Consider the following 19975-nt stretch of genomic DNA (forward strand, 5'->3'; position numbering starts at 1 on the left):
TGACCCTCTTGGCCACAATGCTCTTGTGACGGTTGTCGTTCCGACCGTGAGGGGATGGTCGAACGGGGCGTCGGAGTCGAGGACGACACCGAACACTGACGCTCTCAGCCGGAGAGATCGCAGGAGATCTGTGCCCCTATGCAGATGCTGGGGCAGACCGGTACGGTCGAGGACGTTCTGATCAATCTGACCAGTCAGTACCACCTGCCCCGGCGGCTGATGTCCCGCAGCGGGGCGGGGTTCTTCTCGTCCTGGGGCTGAACCGGGACTGCTCGAACTTGGCTATGGCACGGGTTGGGGCGAGTCGAGTCCGGCCTGACCTCTAGCACTGCTCCGGGCCGTCGGAGGGGTCAAGAGTGTCCCCGGCCGAGCGCCTGTCGAGCAATTGGTCGATGCACTGGCGTAGACGCTCGGCTTCGTTGTGATGGCCTCGTTCCCGGGCGTCGGGCAGCAATCGGGCGGCGAAAGCGATCTCATCGTCAACGGTGCTCCGGGAAACGTCAGCCCTTGGTGGTCGGATGGCAGCGGGCCGGTGGGCGTGCCGACGCCGCCAACGCGGCCGCCACGCTCTCACGCGCACCCCCTGCCCGCGCGTTGGCAAGCATCCTCGTCTGCATGGTGCGTCTTCTGGACGCCGGTCCATACCCCGGATATGCAGTGGGACGGTGCGGCTGGTGCCCGGTTTGGCCTGGTAGCACGCGGGCGCGTCGCGGCGCGCGGGTGTCGCATGCGCGCAGGGCGGGGGGCACAGGTCGTTGCCCGCGTAGGACAGGTTGAAGCTTTTGTTGGTCAGCGGGAAGTCGGGGACGATCGTGTCGGCCAGCGCGACGGGCAGGGCGGGCCAGTTGAAGAACGACGGGTCGACGGGCTTCACCCGCGTCAGAGTGCTGTCCGGAGCGAGTTCGATCCGGGTCGCGATGGTGCCGCGCCAGCCCTCGACCAGTCCACTGCCGTGCCCGGGTCCCTCCTCGGCGAGCGGAACGGTGAAGCTGCCCGGTTCCAGACGGCGGGTCAGCTGGTCGATCAGGTAGAGGGAGATGTCGATCTCCTTCGCCCGGATCTGGAATCGGGCCAGCACATCCCCGGTCTCCGTCGTCGGGACGTGGAGGGCGGGGCCGAGGTCGAGGGCGGGGTGCATAATGCGGGCGTCGAGGGCCAGACCACTGGCTCGTGCGACGTAGCCGAGACAGCCCAGATCGCGGGCAGCCTCGGCTGGTAGCGCGGCGGTGCCGGTGAAGCGGTCCTTGACGACGGGGTGGCCGAGGGCAAGTTGGACCAGGTCGCCGATGTCCTCGCCGATCGCCCGCATCTCGGCGGGTGTCGGCAGGGCGAGCAGGCGTGCGCCGCCAGGGAGCACGCCGCCACGCAGCAGCCGGTGGCCGGTGATCTGTTGGTTCAGGCGCAGGAGTTGTTCGCGGATGCGCTGGGCGTGAGCGTTGAAGACGCCGTGGCCGACGTCGTGTCAAAGGGGGCTCCGCGCAGGCGGTCAGAACCGCTCGGATCTGGGCGAACCTGGTCGCCCGGCTGGCGGAGGTGGTGCGGGAGGTGAAGCACTCGGCCGCTCGCGCGGCGGCTTCACCACCAAGCTCCACCTGAGCGCCGACGGCCACTGCCGCATCCTGTCGCTGGTCATCACACCTGGGCAAAGCGCCGACTGCACCCAGTTCGAGGAGGTGATGCGGCGAATCCGCGTGCCGCGTCTGGCCACCGGACGGCCGCGCACGAAGCCGGACAGCGCCGACAAGGGCTACAGCAACCGCCCAACCCGTGCCTACCTGCGCGGACGCGGGATCCGGCACGTGATCGCGGAGAAGTCGGACCAGGCGGCCAACCGTGTCCGGCGCGGGAGCGCCGGGGGTCGGCCGCCCGGCTTCGACACAGAGCGGTACAAGAAACGCAACACCGTCGAGCGGGCCATCAACAAGGTGAAGAACTTCCGCGCCGTCGCGACCAGGTACGACAAGCGTGCCTACATCTTCCTCGGCACAGTCACCACAGCAGCCCTCGTCGTCTGGCTCCGCTCGTGAGCGCTGGCCGGGCTCAGTTGTCTTCGGGCAGGTGGAAGTAGACCGTCCCCGACCGCCAAGGTCCATGCTGCGTCATCTCCGACTCGATGACGACATCCTGAACCTCGACAGGACCCAACGCTTCGATCGAATCGGCCATCCTCCGCAAGAGCGTCGGCACGCTGTCACAGCCCGGACCGGCGGGATTGGCCTGGGAGAAATGGCGAATGGTCCAGGACTCCGGAGTGCTCGTCATGGGCCAGATCGTAAGACCCGCCCCTGTCTGGCCAGAGTCGGCGGTGGGGACCCTGGCGATCGCGACTGCAGATCCCAGTCCAGCCCGTGATCGCCAGGACAGTGCCTAGTCCTCTTCGGCCCCCCTTGTCCTCGCGCCGGTGGCCACATGGTGGCTGCACCGGGGCGCTCAGCTTCAGAAGCGCACGGTCATCTGCTCCTGTGGGGTTGCGGTCCGAGCTGCCGGCGGGCCCCACGTGTTCAGTCGACCCGATCGTCGGCCGTTGTTGTAAGTCGCCCTGATCACCTGATCCACCCCCTGAGTTACGGTGCAACCGGTCGCTGATCGGAATCCTCGTCCCTTGCCCAGGAGACTTGCGGGCCCGCCGTCATAGCTGGCGAGCTTTTTGACCATCGAGACCGTGCTCAGGTTAGGGCTGTCATTCAACACGGACGCGAGCCCCAGCAGAATAGGGGCAGTGACGGACTCCTGCGAGTGCCCCCACGCCTGGGTCACGATAGAGAGGGTCACGCGGAGGGTCGTTCCAGGTGGATTAGTAGAGCGATAGATCGAGCTAAGCGCGGCTACCGCAGCGATATTGTTCGTGCTGCCATTGTCGGAAACCGACCAGTTGAACTCAGAGGCAATTCGAGTGATCTCTACTGCTTCAGGACGCCGGGCGGTGACCTCAGCAATGAACTTGTAGATGGGCGCAACCTTGCGATTGTCATTCAAGCCAAGAAAGAGCTCGGCCTCCTCGGCAAGGGACAATCCGCGAAATACCTTCATGCTGATGGCCTCGTCGCCACGCCCCGCGGCCTTGCAGAGCTCTCCGCGATTCTGCCCGTCCAGCCAGACGAACGAGCCATCTTCTCGCATAGAAACTGTGGGCACTCCGATTCGCTTCTCGTCGAATCCTTCCCGGAGCTTCCTTTGGACCCAAGCGCGATCAACGGGCCGCGTATTGACCCGCGAGTCAGTCGTGACTCCATTAGGGGGAATCATTTCGATGCTGGATGTGAGCAGCCGTGTAGTCATCACGCCTCCTGAAGCTTCTTTAGAAATTGACGAAGGAACTGCATGTCGGTTTTGATCTCCCGGCTCAGGTAATCAGCGTCTTCCCTGGGGATCTCAGTGGCTCCTAGGCTCGCCAACCCGGCGCACGCCCCGGAAATTGCGTCTACCCCGCGCCTGAATTCCACGGCGCTGGCTCGTCGGGGGATGCCAGCCAGGCCGACGGATACCTGCCTCGACCTGGTCGGAGTGTTGCTGGAGAGCCGTTCCGGCCGCGGCTTGATCACCTCTGAGAGCAAGTGGGGACACTCCCCTCTCTTCCACATCCCGTGCAGGATTTTCACGGCTTGGCTGGCGCTCACGCCCTCAACTGGGTGATCGATCGCCTCCAGCATTAGACGCACTATTCTTCTTGCCAGGAGGGCGTCGACATCCGGGGTAGGCTCCCATTCTCTTGCCCTTCCCAGAGTTGATCTCACGCGCCATAGAATTGCCGATGTCAGGCCGATTGCTGGGCCTGTGACCGAGTCATGGGTGAAATTGCCGATCGCTTCCGACGGCTTCGGAAGCTGATTTAGCAGGATCCCAAGATTGATTCGCTCGCGAGCATTAAGCGGGAGTGAATACTGTCGATCCGGGGCGTCAAGATGCTGCTTGACCTCATTGCACGCATCCGTGACGTCGTCGGGGAGCGCTGCCATTACCGTGAGACCAGAGGCCTTTAGGCGGCACGCCGCATACCTCCTGTAGCCGCTAATGATCATCAAGTTGAGCGGGTTTAGGAGCAGTGGCTCCCTGAGGCCGTTCTTCTTGATCGATTCTGCAAGCTCGACAATGTTGCCGACGTCGATCCTAATGGGAGTCCCGACCTGGATTTCATCCAGTCTGATGCGTCTATACTTCAATGCTACTTTCCTGACCGGCCGATCCTCTGAGTGCTGTAGCGAAGGCTAGATCGACCGCCAGGATAGATGCAAGGTGCGTCCACGAATGGACTGAAAGCGATATGACTAATGGGGCAATTGAGGCATGTCTTTGAAGGGTTGTCGAAGCCGGGAAAAACGTATCGCCATCCCCGTCCCGTTTGCGCTTCTTTGTAAGCCCCCGTCGTTGGCCGTGATCTTGTTCTCTGCCCGGCCGTCGGCTCAGTTGCTCACATGGGATGCACGTTCAGTCCCCGGCCTGCCAGGCCCGCCGGTGGGCCGAACGAACCGGTCGGCGTACCGACGCAGTTGGTCGTCGGCCAGCTCGACTTTTGGGTCTGCCTGGTTAGCCGGCAACAAACAGCTCTCACTCCCAAGGTGTCGGTTGTCTACCGGATCCGCGGTCCTTGCTCGTTTGGGCGCTGGATCGGAGGCTGCTGGACGGTGGGTTGCTGGGACTGCTGCGGTCGCTGGTCGGTTCGCGCCGCCGCTGGCGGCTGCTGAGGTACCTGGCGCATCGGTCTCGTGCCGCGGGTCGACGGGCCGTTGCCAGCTTGTACCTGCTCACGGTGGGCTGCGCGTTCGGCGGCGCGGCCTGCTCGGCGGCGCTCGGCAAGAGTTGGCTGGGTCGCCTGGGGAGGTTCAGTATCGGTTGATGTCGGGGTGTCGGAGGCGGCCGGGTGGCTCTCTGGGGTGAGGTGGCCGCACTCGATCATCACGGTGGTGAGCGGGTCGGCGATGGTGGCATGGCGCAGCGCCGTGTCGTCGGTGACCGGGGTGTGCCGGAGCCACGTTGCGCCGGTGCGGGTGGCGATGTCGTTGATGACGGCCTGCTGCTGCTCGGGCGTAAGGGTCTGGAAGACGTCGGCCGCGAAGGTGGCGCGAGTGGCACCTTCAGGGGTCAGCGTCACGTCTCCCGACGCAGCGCTGGCGCGCGTCAACTGTTGGGCGGCGAGGGCTGATGCGGCGGCTGTCCAGTAGGCGGCGTGTCCGGTGCGGCCTTGTTCGATGTAGGGGCCAGCGGGTTGGGCGGGATTGTTGTCGGTGACCTGGTACTGGTCACGGTAGGCGGCGATGGTGGCCAGGTGCCGGGTCCAGGTGACGTGGACGGACGGGTCCGTGGGGGGCTCGCCCAGGTTCCGGCTCCAGTCGGGTCGGTCGGTGGTGATGCGCTCGGCGAGGGCGGTCATCCGGTCGGAGATGAGCTGGGCGCGGTCGTCGAGGTAGGTGCGGTGTGCCGGGTCCATGGCTGTGTTCGGCTGCGGCGCGGTCACCCAGGCGGGCAGGTCCTGGCGCACCCGGCCGGTTGCGTTGTGGAGCGTGCGGGCCTGCTGGAGCAGTCGCTCAAGCTGGTGCTCCCCCACGGTGTTGGTGAGGGCGTGGGTGAGGTCCATGCCGTTGTTCTCAAGGGCCTTGAGGGTCCAAGCAAGGGTGCGCCACTGCTCGCTGTGACGGTCCGTAGCGCGCTGATCGATGCCAGGTGCCGGGGCGTTGGCCAGGTGGCTGTTGATGCGCCAGGCCAGGAGCTGGCTAATGCTGTCCGCGCCGTTAAGCGTGCGGGCGTCGGCGACCTGGCGCAGCAGTTGGTCGGGACTGTGTCCGGCGGTCTCGGCGCGGCGAAGGGCCGCGGTCAGGGCGGGCCAGGCGGCCTCGTGACGTGTCTGTTCAGCGAGGTGGTCGCCCAGGGCGTGGTGGGCGGCGGCCTGGTGGCGCAGGGCGGCTGGGATGCGGTGCTCGGCAGCGGGGACGCTTTGTTGGACGAGGAGTTGACGGGCCTGGGTGGTGAGGTCGTGGACCGGGTTGTCGCCGTTGGCGGTGTTCGGGTGGGCGGCGTCCAGCAGGGTGATGGTGGCGTGTCCGGCTCGGTGGGCTGCGGCGAGGACGGCGGCGAGTTGTGGCCAGTCGCGGTGTCCGGTGACTTCGGTCGCGGTGGTTCCGGTGAGCTGTGCGACAGCATCGGCGTACCGGTCCAAGTCCTGTGCCGGGACGTATGGGTGGCCTGCGGACGTCGTGCCGGAGACGGCGACGGTGCGCAGCGCAGCGGGCGTCGTCACTGCCGTCTCCGCGCTCAAGACGACAGAGTCGAGGCCCAGGAGTTGGGCGTAGCGGGTGGCGTCGGCCGTGGTGGGCCGATGCAGGTGGGCGGCGGGCTGGTGGTCTTCGGTGTGCTGGTTGATGCGCCAGGCCAGCAGCTGGGCCGGCGAGTCGGCCAAGTTCAGGTCGCCTTGGCGGGCGGCTGCGGCAAGCAGTTGCTCGGCCTGCCAGCCCTGGCCTTGGGCAGCGCGAAGTGCCCGGGTGACCGCACTGAAGGCGGGGTCCGCGGTGATGGTCTGGCCGAGGTCCGGGCCCAAAATCGCTGTGGTGAGCTGGGTGTAATGGTGGCGGGTGAGGGTGTCGGTGGCGTGGTCGTAGCGCGGGACCAGGGTGGACAGCGAGACGGCCTCCTCCTGGCTCTCGGCGATGGCTTCGGCTGCGGTGCGGTCGGCGCCTTCGCGGGCCAGCACGCGCTCCAGTACCTCGCGGGCGGCGTAGGTGTCGGGGTCGTGCCGGGTCGCATCCAACTGCTCATCGGTGTCGAACGCGAGCAGCTCGTGGGTGACGGTGTAGGCGGTCGTCTTCTCGCGGGCGCGGGACATCTGCACGTACAGCTGTTCGCGCGTCATGTCTTCGGTCACCAGGGGGTGGGCGGTGTCCACGGTGCCGCCCTGGGAGCGCATGACCGTGGACGCGTACAGCAGTTGCACGCTGGCGGCGACGTAGTCGGCGGGCAGCGTCACCCGTCCCCGGTGGCCCATGTGGCGGACCTTCAGCGAACCGTCGGCCCGCCGCGCCAAGACCTCCCAGGCGTCGCCGTTCTTCACCCAGTCACGGCCCCGGTTGGTGGTGATCGTCCGGCTGTTGTCGCGGGTGACGATCCAGTCCCCGCGGCCCGCGCAGTTGCCGTCCTCCAGCAGCACGCCATCCTGCTCGACCTGTCCGGCGGCGACGCGGTCTTCGCGGGCGCGAGCGGACAGGGCTGTGACATCCGCGTTGGTGGCGGTGCTGATCAAGGTGGTCTTGCCCGCCAGCATGTCGGCCTTCCACCCGGCGTAGGCGGCATCGAGCATCGCCAGGCGCGACCCGCCGACGATCCGCCCGTGCTGCTGGTAGAAGTCCAGGCCCGCGCTGTCACCGACACGGAGTTGGAGGGTGGCGGCGGCCTCGTCCTTGTCCGCGAAGCGGTGCAGTTCGGTCAACTCGTAGGCGCCGACCTCGTGGTGGAGCCGGCGCAGGATGCCGCCCGATTCGACGGAGGACAGCTGGCGGTAGTCGCCCAGCAGGCGCACGACCGCGCCCCGCGCGGCGGCGAACTTCACCAGCTGGTCGATGTTCGCGGTGCCCGCCATCCCAGCCTCGTCCAGCAACACCACGTCCCCCGGACGCAGAGCGAAAGACGCGCGGCTGCGCGGCACCAGAGCGCCGCTCTGGAGCGCCGTCGCGGCGGGGCCGGTGGTGTACTCCCACAGGGACTTGTGCAGGTTCTCCGCGGGCCGTTTCAGGTCCTTGGCCAGGACGGCAGCGGCAGCCGCGGAGGTCGCCAGCGGGACGACGCGCTGCCCGGCCTGGGCAGCGGTATGGACGTACGCCTGCATCGCGGTGGTCTTCCCCGAGCCGCCCGGGCCAAGCCCCAGGACGACCATGCGCGGGTCGGTGGCGAAGCCCTGGACCAGGGCGCGCTGCCCGGCGTCCAGGGTGCGGTGGCGGCTCTCGAAGCCGTCGATCGCCGCGGCGGTGAAGGGGCCAGACAGTCCGACCGCGGTCACGGTCTTGGCCGCATCCACGATGCGCTGCTCGGTGTCGAGGACGGCTTGGGAGGTGTAGCGGATCGCGGCGTGCTGCTCGAACACCGAGCTGCCATCCGAGCGCTGAAGCTCCGCCGGTTCGGTGATCAGGGCCGGGGCGGTGACCTGGACGCTGTGCTTCGCAGAGACGGCCGCGGTGATGATCGCCTCGGTGAAGGCGTCGTGCTGCTGCCTGTCGGCAGGGCCAAGTTCGCGGACCAGGCGCTCCGCCTCGGCACGCACGTTCCACACGGTCCAGGTCGAGCGCTCCTGCGCCACAGTGGCGACGGCGCGCTCGGCCAGGGCCTCGAAGTCGACCCCCGACGGGTCGTTCTTCACGGCTGACTGGGGGCGCTGGGCGGTGCCCGGCACGGCCGCCATCAGCTGCCCGACGGCGTGTGGGCCGTGGGCCTCGGTGAGGCTGCGCGTCCAGTCAGCGCGCATCTCCTGAACGGAGCGGGCGGCCTTCTTGCTCTCGCGGGTATCGAGGTTGGCCTGCCGCGCCAGTTTGTGCGCGGTGCCCTTTGACGGGTCGCGCCCGTGATCGGCACGGTAGGCGCGGAGCAGTTGCTCGTAGCGCGCCTCGATCTCGGTGCGGCGCGAGGAGAAGTGCGTGATGAACTCCGCTGGAACCCCTGCGACCTCGCGGACCGGGGCCTTCTTCCCCAAGGTTTGGCGAGCTTCGAAGGTGACGCCGAGCCGCGCGCTGAGCTCGGTCTCGAAGCGGGTGTTGTAGTGCTCGGAGGCTGCGACCGTGGTCGCGTATAGGGCGCGGGCGTCCAGCGAACGCCACTTCCCGTCCGCCCCCGTCACCTTCGACGAGACCGCGACGTGGGTGTGCAGATTGGGGTCGCCCGCGCGGGAGTCGAAGTGGTCGAACGCCGCCGCGATCAGGCCCTTCGTCTCGATCTGCGCCTGCCCGATCGAGCCGGTGCGGGTGAACGCGGCGTGCTGCTCCAGCAGCTCCATCGCTGAATCCCGTGCGGCCTCGTGGGCCTGGCGCACAGCGCTGCGGACTTCCTCGCGCTCGTCCAACGCCCACAGCAACGCGGCGGACTTCACCGGCGCGAACACCACGTCGAAGCCCGCGACCGCCGCGCGCTGCCGGGCCGACTCGTCGCGCTGAATCTTCTTCAACTCACCGTCGGTGGGCTCGCGCCGAGCCTGCTTGCGCAGGACCTCCAGCCGCTCCCCCACGCGCTGCTCGAACGGTGCCAGCGCCTTGTACTCCGGGAACGGGCGACCGAGCGTGGCGGCCTTCACCGCCGCTGCGGCGACCTTGGTCCGCTGCGCTTCGTCCATGCCAGCCGTGACGTGTTCGGCAAGGTAGGCGGCGATGATCCGCTGCGCGTTCGGGTGCTGCCCAAGGCCGTAGAGGTGCTTCATCTGGTCCTCGGTCACCGTCTGCCCGGCCAGGTCCAGCAGCGGCGCTCCCCTGCCCATCCAGACGCCGGGAGGGTTGCCCTTGGCGGTGTAGTAGTCGGCTGCCGCCTGGCCGCGCTGACGCTGCACGTCGCCGCCCGCGACCTGCCGTGTCAGGTAGGTGTAGCCCGCCCCGCTGGTGAGCTTGTGGATGGTCATCAACGCGACCACCCGCTGCCCGAAACATTCGCGATACAGCGACGGGGCGACGCTATTCGCGCCGCCTTTTCCACTGCTCCCGATCGTGTCATCAGGGGCAGCTTATATCCGCGCAGCGGGCCATGCTCAGAATATCTGCAAGAGGTGTCTGGATGACCTCAGAGATGGAGCAACGCTGCTGGTCAGACAATGTCAATCGGAGGCTCGGCGAGGTTTTTTCTTCGAGAGATGTCTCGACGTTTCTCAAAACTTCTCATCGTTTCCCAAAGGGCAATCCGAAGGCTTTTCTCACCTGGCAGGATGCGGCTATGGTGCTGCGCATGAGTGGACGAATTGCAGCGTCGCGGTCAGCCGCGGCGAAAGCGGCACAGGCAGCCAAGGCACAGCGAGACGCGCAGCGCTTGGAGCACGAGAAGCGGGTCGAGTCCGCCCTCACGGACTACTACGAGGAGACAGCACGAGCACGCGCTCTGAGGCAGCAAGCTGCGGCTCGTGCGGAGAAGCTCCTCGCGGACGCGGAAGTAGCAGCCGCAGTACCAGAAGCGGCGGCGCAACGGGCGCTGGTGGATCTATCAGCGCTGGGCGAGCGGCGTGATCAGATCGCTGACCTGACGGGCCTCACGTTGGCGGAGGTGCGAGCGACGCTCGCTGGCGCGGCAGCCGCGTCGACACCGTCGTCTCGGGCGGCAGCTGATCGCGCTCCGAGTCCGGTATCGCCAAAAGATGGAACGACTCAGCGAGAGCAAGCGCGCGCGGCTCCGACGACATCCGGGTGAGCGCACCCAGCGGAGTGAGCATCCTCGCCCTGCGGCTATGAAGGACAGATGCCCGACACCGGTAGTACCGGTGTCGGACATCTCGCTTTCCCGCCGCGATGGCTACGCCGAACGTCGCGGAACCTAAGTGGTCGAGTTCGTAAGTCCTTCGGGGGTTGACTCGGTTCCGGAGTCGTGCGCCTGGCCAACTAGAATTCCTGCGCTGGGGGCGGCGTGTTGTGGCCGGGGCGGACGATGCCGTGTTCGTAGGCGTGGACGGCGATCTGGACGCGGTCGCGCAGGTCGAGTTTGGCGAGGATGCGGGCGATGTGGCTTTTGACGGTGGCTTCGCTGAGGTAGAGCTTCGCGGCGATCTCGGCGTTGGACATTCCCTGGGACACGAGCCGGACGACGCCGAGTTCGCGTTCGCTCAGCCGCCCCGCTGCGCCATCGGTGGGGGTGCCCGGGGCGGGTCTGCTGCAGAAGTCCTCGATCAGTCGCCGGGTGACGGCGGGGGCGAGGAGGGTTTCCCCCGAGGCCACGGCGCGGACGGCGCCGACGAGCTGCTCGCGGGTGGCGTCCTTGAGTAGGAAGCCGCTCGCGCCGGCCTTGAGTGCGTGGTAGACGTATTCGTCCAGGTTGAACGTGGTCAGCATGAGGATCCGGGCTCGTGAGCCGCTTTCGATGAGCCGGGTGGTCGCTTCGATGCCGTTCATGGTGGGCATGCGGACGTCCATGAGGATCACGTCGGGGTCCAGCCGGCGCGCGTGGGCGAGAGCCTGGGTGCCGTCGCCGGCTTCTCCGGCGACAGCCAGGTCCGGTTCGGCTTCCAGGAGCATCCGCAGGCCCTCGCGGACGAGGTCCTGGTCGTCGACGATCAGAACGTTGATCACGGTGGTCCGTCCTGCAGGGGGAGCCGCACCCGCACGGCGAAGCCGCCGCCGGGGTGCGGTCCGGTACTCAGTTCGCCGCCGAATATGGCGACCCGTTCGCGCATGCCGGTCAGGCCGTGTCCGCCCGCCGGCGTCGGGTTGGGTGGCTGGTGGGATCCGCTGTCGGTGACCTCGATGGTGACTGCCTCGTGGGCGCAGGTGATCGCCACCTCGGCGTGGGTGGCGTCGGCGTGCTTGAGGACGTTGGTCAGCGCCTCCTGGACGATGCGGTAGACCGACACGTCCACGGCCGCTGGCACGTCTGTGTGGTCGCCGGTGATGATCAGGCTCACCGGCAGGCCGGCGGCGCGGACGCTGGTGGCGAGCCCGTCGAGTTCGCCGATGCCCGGCTGCGGGGCGAATCCGGTGTCCGGGTTGGCCTCGCGCAGGACGCCGAGCAGGCGGCGTGTCTCCTTCAGCGCCTGTCGTCCACTGTTCTCGATCTTCTCCAGAGTCGACTCGGCTGACGCGCCCGAGGCGCGGGCACCGGAGGCCTGCAGCACGATCACACTGAGGTGATGGGCGACGATGTCGTGCAGCTCCCGCGCGATCCGTGTCCGTTCGGCGGCTCTGACCTGCTCCGCTTTTCGCTCCAGTTCCGCGTTGCGTTCGGCCAGCGCGGTCTGCTGCCTGCGCGCGCGGACAAGCACACCCGCGAGCCAGAACACCACGAGCGGTGCGGCTCCCAGGCCCACGCCGACCCCGCCGAGACCGATCAGCGCGATGACCGGGACAGTGCCGACCAACCCGATCACAGCATCGCGGAAGCCCGCGTGAGCCCCGAGGGCATACGCGCCGCAGAACAGGACGAACAGCAAGTACAGGCCCTGCGGCGGATGCCCGCCGACCAGAGTCAGCAGCGCGATGCCCGCCCAGATCGCCGCCCACATCAACAACGGGGCGCGACGGCGCAGCAACAGCGGGGCGCCGAGGGCCAGCGGCAGGAGTACGCGCAGCCACGCCGGGCCGTGGATCGTGCCGATCGGCCCGGACACTCCCCACGCGGCGACGGCGGCCAGCACGGCTGCGGTGACCGCTACCCCGGCATCGAGGAACCGGTCCAGGTCACCGTCCACGACGCGCCGAACAGCCTGCATACCCCGAACGTACCGGCTGACCAGGCCGTCTGCTTCATCCCTGCGGCGAGACGGATTCATCCTTGCGGATGAACGCCTTGGTCCGGGCGACCGCAGACGCATCCGATGGCGCCCGGAGACGCTGGCATCAGCCGACAACCCCGAAAAGGACCCGAGAGATGACCAGCGTTTCCCAACAAGGCGCCGCCGCGCCCCCACCGGCCGGTGAACCCGGCCAGTGGGCCGTCGAGGTGCACGGACTGACCAAGCGCTTCGGCGCCCGCACAGCAGTCGATGCCGTCGACCTGCTCGTCCCACGGGGAGTGGCCTTCGGCTATCTGGGGCCGAACGGCGCTGGCAAGACCACCTTGATCCGATCCCTGCTCGGACTGACCCGCCCCGACAGCGGAACGATCTCACTGCTCGGCATCCCCGTCCCGCAGCAGCGCGGTCGCGCCCTGGCCCGCGTGGGCGCGATCGTCGACGAACCCCGCTTCCACGGCCACCTGACCGGCCGCGAGAACCTGAAGATCCTGGCCGCCGCGAGAGGCGGGGGCGCCGACCGGCAGATCGGGCCGGCCCTGGAGCGCACCCGGCTGGCCGGCCGTGCCGACGACAAGGTCTCCTCCTACTCCATGGGCATGCGCCAGCGCCTGGGCCTTGCCGCCTGCCTGCTCGCCGACCCGCAGCTGCTCATCCTCGACGAGCCGATGAACGGCCTGGACCCGGCCGGCATGCACGAGACGCGCGAACTCATCCGCTCCCTGGTCGACGAAGGGCGCACGGTCGTGCTCTCCTCGCATCTGCTCGACGAGGTCGAGCGCACCTGCGACCAGGTCGCCATCGTCGACCGCGGCAAGGTCATCCACCAAGGCCCCATCGGCGAGCTCATGGCGGGAACCGAGGACCTGGTCGAGGTGGAGTGCTTCGATCCCGCCGCGGCGGCACGCGCCCTCGAAGGCACCCAGATCGCCTCCCGCATCACCATCACCGACAACGGGCTGAACATCATCCTCAGCGCCGGACCGGTGCGCCGGCGCGCGGCCGAGATCAACCGCCGCCTCGTCGAGGCCGGCATCGCCGTCCACGAAGTCCGGCCGGTCCACACCAGTCTCGAGCAGTGGTTCCTGTCCGTCACCAGCCGCCTTGGGGAAGACTCATGACCCCGCTCGACTCCACCGCCGTCCACCGCGACTCGTGGCTGCCGCCCATGCCGCTGATCGGCGCCAAGATCCTTGAACTGCGCAAGCGGACGGTCCTGATGACCGTCACCGTGGCGTTCACCGTGGCCCTGCCCGTCGTCTTCTACGGCATCAGGCTCATCTACCACCTGAGCGACCCCACGCACTACGGGCCGGCCGGAGACCCGGGGGCCCTGGCGACCGCCGGCACGCTGATGAGCGAGTTCGGTTTCATCGTGGCCGTCGCGTTCGGCGCCACCGCCGCGACGGGCGACCTGAGCGACGGCATGTTCCGCCACCTCGTCATCACCGGCCGGTCCAGGATCGCCCTCTACCTCGCCCGCATCCCGGCCGGCCTGGCCCTCCTGCTCTCACTCGCAGCCGTCGGCTGCACGCTGGCGGCGCTTGCGACCGCGTACCTGGGCAGCCCTCACAGCCCCGGCGCGCCCGCTCCCTCGGCCGGCGCACTGGCAGGCGCCGGGCTGTGGCTGGAGCTCTACCTCATCGTCGGGTTCACGGTCGGCCACGGCCTTGCAGCGTTGATGGGCCAACGGACCGTGCCGGTGATCCTGCTCGTCGTGCTGCAGATCATCATCACTCCGGCACTGGCCGACCACGCGCTGCCCCACCTCGTCAACGTCGAGCGCCTCTTCGTCGGGGTCGCGATGGACCAACTGCAACCGTCGCTGCTGGCCGGCCCGCAAGTTCCAGCTTCCGCCCATGCCCACCTGGGCGATGGCCACCGTCATCGCCGGCTGGATCATCGGCTGGTCGGCGATCGGCGCCTGGAAGTCCGCCACCCGCGACGCCTGACCGGACCACCTCGCTCAACCAACGAAGGGAACACGCCCGTGGGACTCCTGCTCGGAAGCAACATCGGCCCCGCCCTCCCCGTCATCGTCATCCTGCTGGCCATCGGCGTCGTCCTCTATGTCCGACGTCACCGAGGCAAGAAGCCGCCGAACAGCAACGCATGACGCACCGTCCAAGATGACAACCTGGCCGCCCGCGCCCCGGGCGGCCAGGCCCAGCCCCGTGCCTCGCGTTCTTGCGCGAACACGAGATTCCAGGGGCTCGTTCGCCGCGAGCCCACACGCCTGATGACCTCCGGCGTCCCCGAGCAACCACGATCGGCCTGCCCGTCTTGCCCATTCCCGCTGCCCGCCAAATAGTCTTGCGCGCCGCTGAGCGCGAGCGAGTGAAGAAGATGGCCTACGGTCACAAGACCCAGCACCGGATGCGAATGCGCGCGCAGGTCGTCCTGCACGCCGCGCATGGGCGCTCCAACGCACGCATCGCGCGCGAGACCGGGCTGCACCTGGACACCGTGCGGACCTGGCGGGACCGGTTCGCCGAGCTGGGCGTACCGGGGCTGGCGGACCGCAGGCGCACCGGTCGCCCACCCGCCTTCAGCCCGTTGCAGGCTGCTCAGGTCAAGGCATTGGCCTGTCGGTTGCCCGCCGAGTCGGACATCCCGCTCTCGCGCTGGTCCGCGCCCGAGTTGGCCCGTGAGGTTGTCGCCCGCGAGATCGCCGGTGCGGTCTCAGCCTCCACCGTGCGGCGCTGGCTGCACCAGGACGCGATCAAGCCCTGGCAGCATCGGTCCTGGATCTTCATCACCGACCCCGACTTCCAGGTCAAGGCAGAGCAGGTGCTGGAGCTGTACGCACGCACCTGGGACGGCCAGCCCCTGGCCGCGGACGAGTACGTCATCAGCGCCGACGAGAAGACCTCGATCCAGGCCCGCTGCCGCTGTCACCCCACCCTGGCACCGGGACGGGCCCGGGCCATGCGGGTGAACCACACATATGGACGCGGCGGCGCCCTGGCCTACCTGGCGGCTTACGACGTCCACCGCGCGAAAGTGTTCGGCCGCTCTGAGAAAACCACCGGCATCGACCCCTTCACGAACCTGGTCGCCCAGGTCATGAGTCAGGAGCCCTACGCCAGCGCCAAGCGCGTGTTCTGGATCGTCGACAACGGCTCTTCCCACCGCGGCCACAAGGCCGCCGACCGATTGTCGGCTGCCTTCCCGAACGCGGTCATGGTGCACACCCCGATCCACGCCTCCTGGCTGAACCAAGTGGAGATCTACTTCTCCGTGGTGCAACGCAAGGTCGTCTCGCCCAACGATTTCATCGATCTCGCCCAGGTCAGGGACCGGCTCCGAGCCTTCGAAGACCGCTACAACGCCACGGCACAGCCGTTCCAGTGGAAGTTCACCACCTCCGATCTGCACGCACTGCTGGACAGACTCGACCGGCACATCACCGGTCAAGGGGAAGAATTCTCCGGCGCCCTCGCGGCTTGATCAACCCCCGAAAGACTTACGAAGTCGACCACTAAGTCAGCGTGTCAGCGGCCAGTCCTCGGGAGGGATCGGGGGTTCGCGTCGGTAGTCGCGCTCGGCTTCGTCAGTGCCGCAGGTGGTGCAGATCAGGATCTCCCGGCTCACGGTGACACGGGAGCGGGCGGGGTTCGTGCCGAGCGCGCCCATGCAGCGTGGGCAGTGGGTGTGGGTCACGGTCAGCCCTCTGCTTCCGGGTTTTCGCGTGCGGATTTGAGGATGAGCGTCCAGACCGTCCGGGAGTAATCGCGCTCGGTCTGGGACTGGAGCAACGGGATCAACTCGGCGTTCGCCAGGCCGGGGTGCTGTGCGAGGGCTTCGCGCGCAAGGGTGAGCCGCGGGTCTCCCTGGTAGGGGTAGGCGAGGGCTTTCCGGCCCTTGGGCCGGCCCCCGGCGTGGCCGCGCCCAGGCCGCTCGGAGACGTACGCCCATAGGCGCCAGCGCTTCCAGCGCGGTCGCCGTCGGGTGGGGAGTTCGTCCCAGCCGTCCGGCTCGGGCCATCCGGCAGGCGGGTTCTTGACGTAGCCCGAGACGGTGCTGCTGTCGGCGAACCCACAGATGCGCGCCGCCTCGGCAGGTGCTACTTCTTCGTCGGGGTCTCCGTCGAACCGGGGCTCGTTCGTGGTTGCGGCGATGGCGCGCTGCCGCTGGAACTCTCGGTGCCAGGGAACCCAGACGGCTCCGTCCCAGTGCATGACGCCGTTGATCGTCTCAGCGGGTGGGTGGCCGTTGTTCTCCCGGTCGGTCCACAGGTTCTGGAGGGTGGACTCGCTGATGCCGTGGGTGCGGCTCAGGTCGGCGCGTGAATAGAGCGTGCGGCCGTTCTCGCGGTGCACGGGGGTGCTCCTGTTCGTCCTCGGTCGGTGGGGGCCTGTGCGGCTACTGCCGTGCTGTCGGGCCTGCGCCTACGGTCCAGCTGGCGGCCCCTTCCTCGGTGATGCGCTGGCAGTGCGCGACCTCGTCCGGTTGGACGGCGGCGGCCCAGTCCGCCCGGCCCGGGTTTGCGGGCGGGAGGTTGAGCACGAGGTGGCCGTCGGCGGGTGAGTTGTCGTCCACGACGACGAAGGTCTCATGCTCGTCCGTGCCGAGGCTGTTACCTGGCCGGAGCGTGACGTGGTCGCCGGGTCGGGGGTTTCGCTGCTGTGGATCAAATACCATGGTGTGGTCTTTCTCTGGTGAGAGGACAACCGATGGCCAGCGCCGTTGCCCATGTGCGCTGGCCATCACCTATTTTCGCCAACGGCTGGGGTGCGGCCGACCGGCCCGCCGTCCCGTCGCCTGCTCGCGCGACCGGGCGCGCTACTCGTTCCAGTTCCAGTCTCCGTTCTTCACGCTGTGGATGAGGGGGTCAGCGAGGAACTGCTGCTCCTGGTGGTGGCCGTGGAACCGGGTGCCGTAGGCGTCGCGGATCGCGCGGCGGGCGGCCTGGTGCTGGTCCTTGTCCCCGTCGTAGATGGTCCTGTCGAGCGCGGCGTAGCCGTGCCGTGCGAGGACGGCGGCGATTACGGCTCGGGTTTGCACTGGGCTGAGCACTGCCGGGTCGGCGGCTTCGGGTGCGGCGAGTAGCGCGCGGGCGAGTTCGGCGGCGCTGAGCCGCAGTTGTACCGGGACGGTGATCCGGGCGGTTCCGTCGCCGCTGAGCTGGGCGGCTCCGCGGCGGGCGGTGGTGCGCGTGGTGGTTGGCATGGTCGGGTGCCTTGTGGTCGGGAACGGGCTGGTGGGCGGCAACGGTGTCGCTGCCGCCCACCAGAGCAAGGGGTTAGAACAGGCGGTCGGCGCGGGCGGCGGCTCGCATCTTCTGGGCAGCCGCGGCGGCGGTGCGGCCGGGGACGGCGCTCCATTGGTCGACGGCGCGGCGGTGGGCGTGCGGATCCTGGTCGGCGTCGATCAGGGGGCCGGCGAGGTGTTCGGCGAGCATGCGCAGGGCGTCGGCTTCGCCGCGTCGGATGGCGGCGTGGTCGTAGTGGCGGTGGCTGGTGAAGCGGCCGTCTCCGGCGGCGACGCGGATTGCTCCGCGGGGCCAGCAGGCGAGCGTGACGGTGCGTCCGGGGCCGTCGAACAGGTGTGAGCCTTGGTGGATGCCGACATGTTCGATGTGGCAGGCGGCCCATTCGAGGATGTCGGCGGGGTCACTGGGCACGATGACGCTGTCGGGGCTGTAGCGGACGGTCACGACCGCTCCCTTCGGTTGCCGGTGGGGAAGGGGATGCCGGCGGCGAGGGCGGTGTGCAGGTCGAGGGCCGTGGCGTGGAACTCGATCAAGGCTCGGCGCTCGGTGTACGGGTCGTCGGCGGTGAGCCAGGCGCTGAGGGCTGCGGTCATCGCCTGATGGGTGTGGTCGGGGTCGGTGACCTTGCCGAGGGTGCCGCTGGTGTCCACGGCCCACATCTCGCCGCTGTCCAGATTGAGGTTCTGCGCGTGGAGGGTGTTCGGGCAGGTGTCGCACGCGAACACGGCGTCGGGGCGGGCTTGGAACTGTCCGGTGCCGCAGCTGCCGCAGGTGATCGTGCCCATGGGGCGATTGCGGGTGCTGAACGCGGTGAACAGGGCGTCGAGAGTGCGGGCGTGCGGGGAGCCCGGCCGGGTGGTGGGTTGCGGGTGGTCGGTGACGGACAGGGCGAGTTGCTCGGCAGCTTCGGAGAGTGCGCAGAGGGTGAGCCACTCGTTGGTGCCGGGGTCGTACTCGTCGCGCCAGTCGTTGATCTCGCGGACGAAGGTGAGCACGAGGTGGGCGTACGCCTGGATGCTGTTGCGCATGGGGATCTTCGGGTCCGTTCGGGGACGACGGCCCCGGGGGCGGCCGGGTGTGTTGGCGCCGCCCCCTGGGGTGGTGGGGTCAGGAGGAGGCGGGCTGGGTGGTGAGTTCGTCGGCGGTCGTGTGCCCGGTGACCTCGTGGTAGGGCAGAGTCCAGGTCCAGCCGTTGGCAGCGTCCGTCGCGCGGACGACCTTGCGGCCGATGCCGTTGTGGATGTGCGGGATCGTCAACGACTTGGTGTTGACGCGCAGCACCTCGTACCAGGTGCCGCCGTAGCGGGCGAACTGTCCGCGCTGGAAGTCCGCCCTGCCCCAGATCTTCACGCCGTCGGCCTCGGCTTCGGCGATGACGGCTTCCCAGTGCTGGATCTCTTCGGTCAGTTCGTCGTGCCGGATGGCGAGTTCGGCGATGGTGTCGGGGTCGGTGTGGTCACGGTGGTAGCCCTTGGCCGGATCGCCGCGCCGCCACTTCTCGACGGCGCGCAGGTCGGCGCGGAGTTTGTCGAGGCGGCGCAGGGTGCGGCCGGGGTTGTTGCGGTGCCGCTCGTAGGATTCGGCGGCCTGATGCCGGCCCGACCAGTACCCCGCCTTGTTGGCTTCGGCGATGCTGGTCCGGGCGGCGCGTTCCATACGCTCTTGGTCACGGCGGGCGCGGGCTTCGGAGTGGTGGCCGACGAGGATCGGTTGTCCGAGCGGGATACCGTCCGCGATACGCTTCCCTGCTTCCCATGCGGCCTCCGACCGGGCGGCGGCGTTGCCCGCGTATCCGGCGAACCGCTCGGCGCGGGCCTCGGCGCGCTCGACCCGATCGCGTTCGGCCTCGGCGAAGGTGCGGCGGTCGGCCTCACGGATCGTCACGGTGACGGTGAACCCCTCCGTCCGCAGGCGCTCGGCCAAGGCTTCGAGCATGGGCTTCGAGGTGCGCTTGTCTCGGCTGTTGGGCAGGTACCAGCAACCGAGCGTGCGGGAGTAGCGGGCAGGCTGGGTGTAGCCGGTGGAGTAGTCGCGGGTCCTGAGGACCTCGGCACTGCCTTCGCCCTTGCGGGTGCCGTGGATCAGGGTTCCGTCGCTGCGGGTGTGGATGATCTCGATGGTCATGGTGGTGCTGGTCTTTCTGGTGAGAGTGGCGTTTCGTCCGGCCGTAGGCCCGGAGGTCCGCGTCCCGACGGCGGGTGCCCACCGGCGCGGGACGCGAGGGACGAGCGGGCCGCGGTCGCCGCGCCCAGCGCGGCGACAGGGGCAGCCGTGCCCCCGCGGGGCACGTCCGCTTCCGGGGCCGGCCAGATCCCGGCGCGGCCTGGCGGCAGGTGTCGGCGGAGGGGTTGCCCTCCCTCCACCGACACCGAAGG

General features: G+C 68.5%; 19 protein-coding genes and 1 pseudogene. 6 read left to right on the plus strand and 14 right to left on the minus strand.

Annotated elements, in window-relative coordinates; translation table 11 throughout:
- Nucleotides 1–138 precede the first annotated feature (138 nt).
- Nucleotides 139–261 carry a hypothetical protein gene (locus ABH928_RS09770; RefSeq protein ID WP_370064279.1) on the plus strand — a complete coding sequence of 41 codons (123 nt, stop codon included), beginning with the start codon at nt 139–141 and terminating at the stop codon, nt 259–261.
- A 61-nt stretch (nt 262–322) separates the two neighbouring features.
- Here the strand turns inward: ABH928_RS09770 and ABH928_RS09775 are convergent.
- A pseudogene (locus ABH928_RS09775) lies at nt 323–1447 on the minus strand (hypothetical protein); the annotation flags it as partial.
- Nucleotides 1448–1502: 55 nt separating this feature from the next.
- Between ABH928_RS09775 and ABH928_RS09780 the strand changes: the two are divergent.
- A complete protein-coding gene (locus tag ABH928_RS09780; protein WP_370064431.1) occupies nt 1503–2027 on the plus strand; it encodes an IS5 family transposase in 525 nt (174 codons plus the stop codon).
- Nucleotides 2028–2040: 13 nt separating this feature from the next.
- Here the strand turns inward: ABH928_RS09780 and ABH928_RS09785 are convergent, their stop codons facing one another.
- The 4 genes from ABH928_RS09785 to mobF form a co-directional block, all read right to left on the minus strand.
- On the minus strand, nt 2041–2262 hold the full coding sequence (locus tag ABH928_RS09785) for a hypothetical protein (protein WP_370064281.1): 222 nt from the start codon (nt 2260–2262) through the stop codon (nt 2041–2043).
- A gap of 174 nt (nt 2263–2436) precedes the next feature.
- On the minus strand, nt 2437–3279 hold the full coding sequence (locus ABH928_RS09790; RefSeq protein WP_370064283.1) for a DUF6551 family protein: 843 nt from the start codon (nt 3277–3279) through the stop codon (nt 2437–2439).
- Entirely contained in the window at nt 3279–4160 is an 882-nt protein-coding gene (locus ABH928_RS09795) for a ParB N-terminal domain-containing protein (RefSeq protein ID WP_370064285.1), read from the minus strand. Before ABH928_RS09795 ends, ABH928_RS09790 begins: the two co-directional genes overlap by 1 nt.
- A gap of 407 nt (nt 4161–4567) precedes the next feature.
- Nucleotides 4568–9580: a MobF family relaxase gene (gene mobF, locus ABH928_RS09800; RefSeq protein WP_370064287.1), complete on the minus strand. Its 5013-nt coding sequence runs from the start codon at nt 9578–9580 to the stop codon at nt 4568–4570.
- Between the two features lie 152 nt (nt 9581–9732).
- Between mobF and ABH928_RS09805 the strand changes: the two genes are divergently transcribed.
- Nucleotides 9733–10356, plus strand: a complete 624-nt coding sequence (locus ABH928_RS09805) for a hypothetical protein (RefSeq protein ID WP_370064289.1) — start codon at nt 9733–9735, stop codon at nt 10354–10356.
- Nucleotides 10357–10544: 188 nt separating this feature from the next.
- On the opposite strand, the gene ABH928_RS09810 is transcribed toward ABH928_RS09805, so the two are convergent.
- Nucleotides 10545–11228 carry a response regulator gene (locus tag ABH928_RS09810; RefSeq protein WP_370064291.1) on the minus strand — a complete coding sequence of 228 codons (684 nt, stop codon included), beginning with the start codon at nt 11226–11228 and terminating at the stop codon, nt 10545–10547.
- Complete coding sequence (locus tag ABH928_RS09815; RefSeq protein ID WP_370064293.1) at nt 11225–12364, minus strand: sensor histidine kinase; 1140 nt, start codon at nt 12362–12364, stop codon at nt 11225–11227. Before ABH928_RS09815 ends, ABH928_RS09810 begins: the two co-directional genes overlap by 4 nt.
- Nucleotides 12365–12522: 158 nt before the next feature.
- On the opposite strand from ABH928_RS09815, the gene ABH928_RS09820 reads away from it, so the two are divergent.
- The 3 genes from ABH928_RS09820 (at nt 12523) to ABH928_RS09830 (ending at nt 15835) form a co-directional block, all read left to right on the plus strand.
- Nucleotides 12523–13506: an ABC transporter ATP-binding protein gene (locus tag ABH928_RS09820; protein ID WP_370064295.1), complete on the plus strand. Its 984-nt coding sequence runs from the start codon at nt 12523–12525 to the stop codon at nt 13504–13506.
- Entirely contained in the window at nt 13503–14501 is a 999-nt protein-coding gene (locus tag ABH928_RS09825) for a hypothetical protein (protein WP_370064297.1), read from the plus strand. Before ABH928_RS09820 ends, ABH928_RS09825 begins: the two co-directional genes overlap by 4 nt.
- Before the next feature lie 167 nt (nt 14502–14668).
- On the plus strand, nt 14669–15835 hold the full coding sequence (locus ABH928_RS09830; protein WP_370064299.1) for an IS630 family transposase: 1167 nt from the start codon (nt 14669–14671) through the stop codon (nt 15833–15835).
- Nucleotides 15836–15871: 36 nt separating this feature from the next.
- Here the strand turns inward: ABH928_RS09830 and ABH928_RS09835 are convergent, their stop codons facing one another.
- From ABH928_RS09835 to ABH928_RS09865, 7 genes are all read right to left on the minus strand, one after another.
- On the minus strand, nt 15872–16048 hold the full coding sequence (locus ABH928_RS09835) for a hypothetical protein (protein ID WP_370064301.1): 177 nt from the start codon (nt 16046–16048) through the stop codon (nt 15872–15874).
- A gap of 2 nt (nt 16049–16050) precedes the next feature.
- Nucleotides 16051–16707 carry a hypothetical protein gene (locus tag ABH928_RS09840; protein WP_370064303.1) on the minus strand — a complete coding sequence of 219 codons (657 nt, stop codon included), beginning with the start codon at nt 16705–16707 and terminating at the stop codon, nt 16051–16053.
- 43 nt (nt 16708–16750) lie between these two features.
- The gene (locus ABH928_RS09845; protein WP_370064305.1) at nt 16751–17029 is read right to left on the minus strand and encodes a DUF6211 family protein; all 279 of its coding nucleotides are present in this window, start codon (nt 17027–17029) and stop codon (nt 16751–16753) included.
- Nucleotides 17030–17170: 141 nt separating this feature from the next.
- The gene (locus ABH928_RS09850; protein ID WP_370064307.1) at nt 17171–17557 is read right to left on the minus strand and encodes a DUF6181 family protein; all 387 of its coding nucleotides are present in this window, start codon (nt 17555–17557) and stop codon (nt 17171–17173) included.
- A 73-nt stretch (nt 17558–17630) separates the two neighbouring features.
- Nucleotides 17631–18044 carry a DUF6197 family protein gene (locus tag ABH928_RS09855; protein WP_370064309.1) on the minus strand — a complete coding sequence of 138 codons (414 nt, stop codon included), beginning with the start codon at nt 18042–18044 and terminating at the stop codon, nt 17631–17633.
- On the minus strand, nt 18041–18628 hold the full coding sequence (locus ABH928_RS09860) for a hypothetical protein (protein ID WP_370064311.1): 588 nt from the start codon (nt 18626–18628) through the stop codon (nt 18041–18043). Before ABH928_RS09860 ends, ABH928_RS09855 begins: the two co-directional genes overlap by 4 nt.
- Before the next feature lie 79 nt (nt 18629–18707).
- Nucleotides 18708–19724, minus strand: a complete 1017-nt coding sequence (locus ABH928_RS09865) for a DUF3560 domain-containing protein (RefSeq protein ID WP_370064313.1) — start codon at nt 19722–19724, stop codon at nt 18708–18710.
- Nucleotides 19725–19975 lie beyond the last annotated feature (251 nt).

Source organism: Streptacidiphilus sp. MAP5-3 (assembly GCF_041262505.1).
GTDB lineage: Bacteria > Actinomycetota > Actinomycetes > Streptomycetales > Streptomycetaceae > Streptacidiphilus.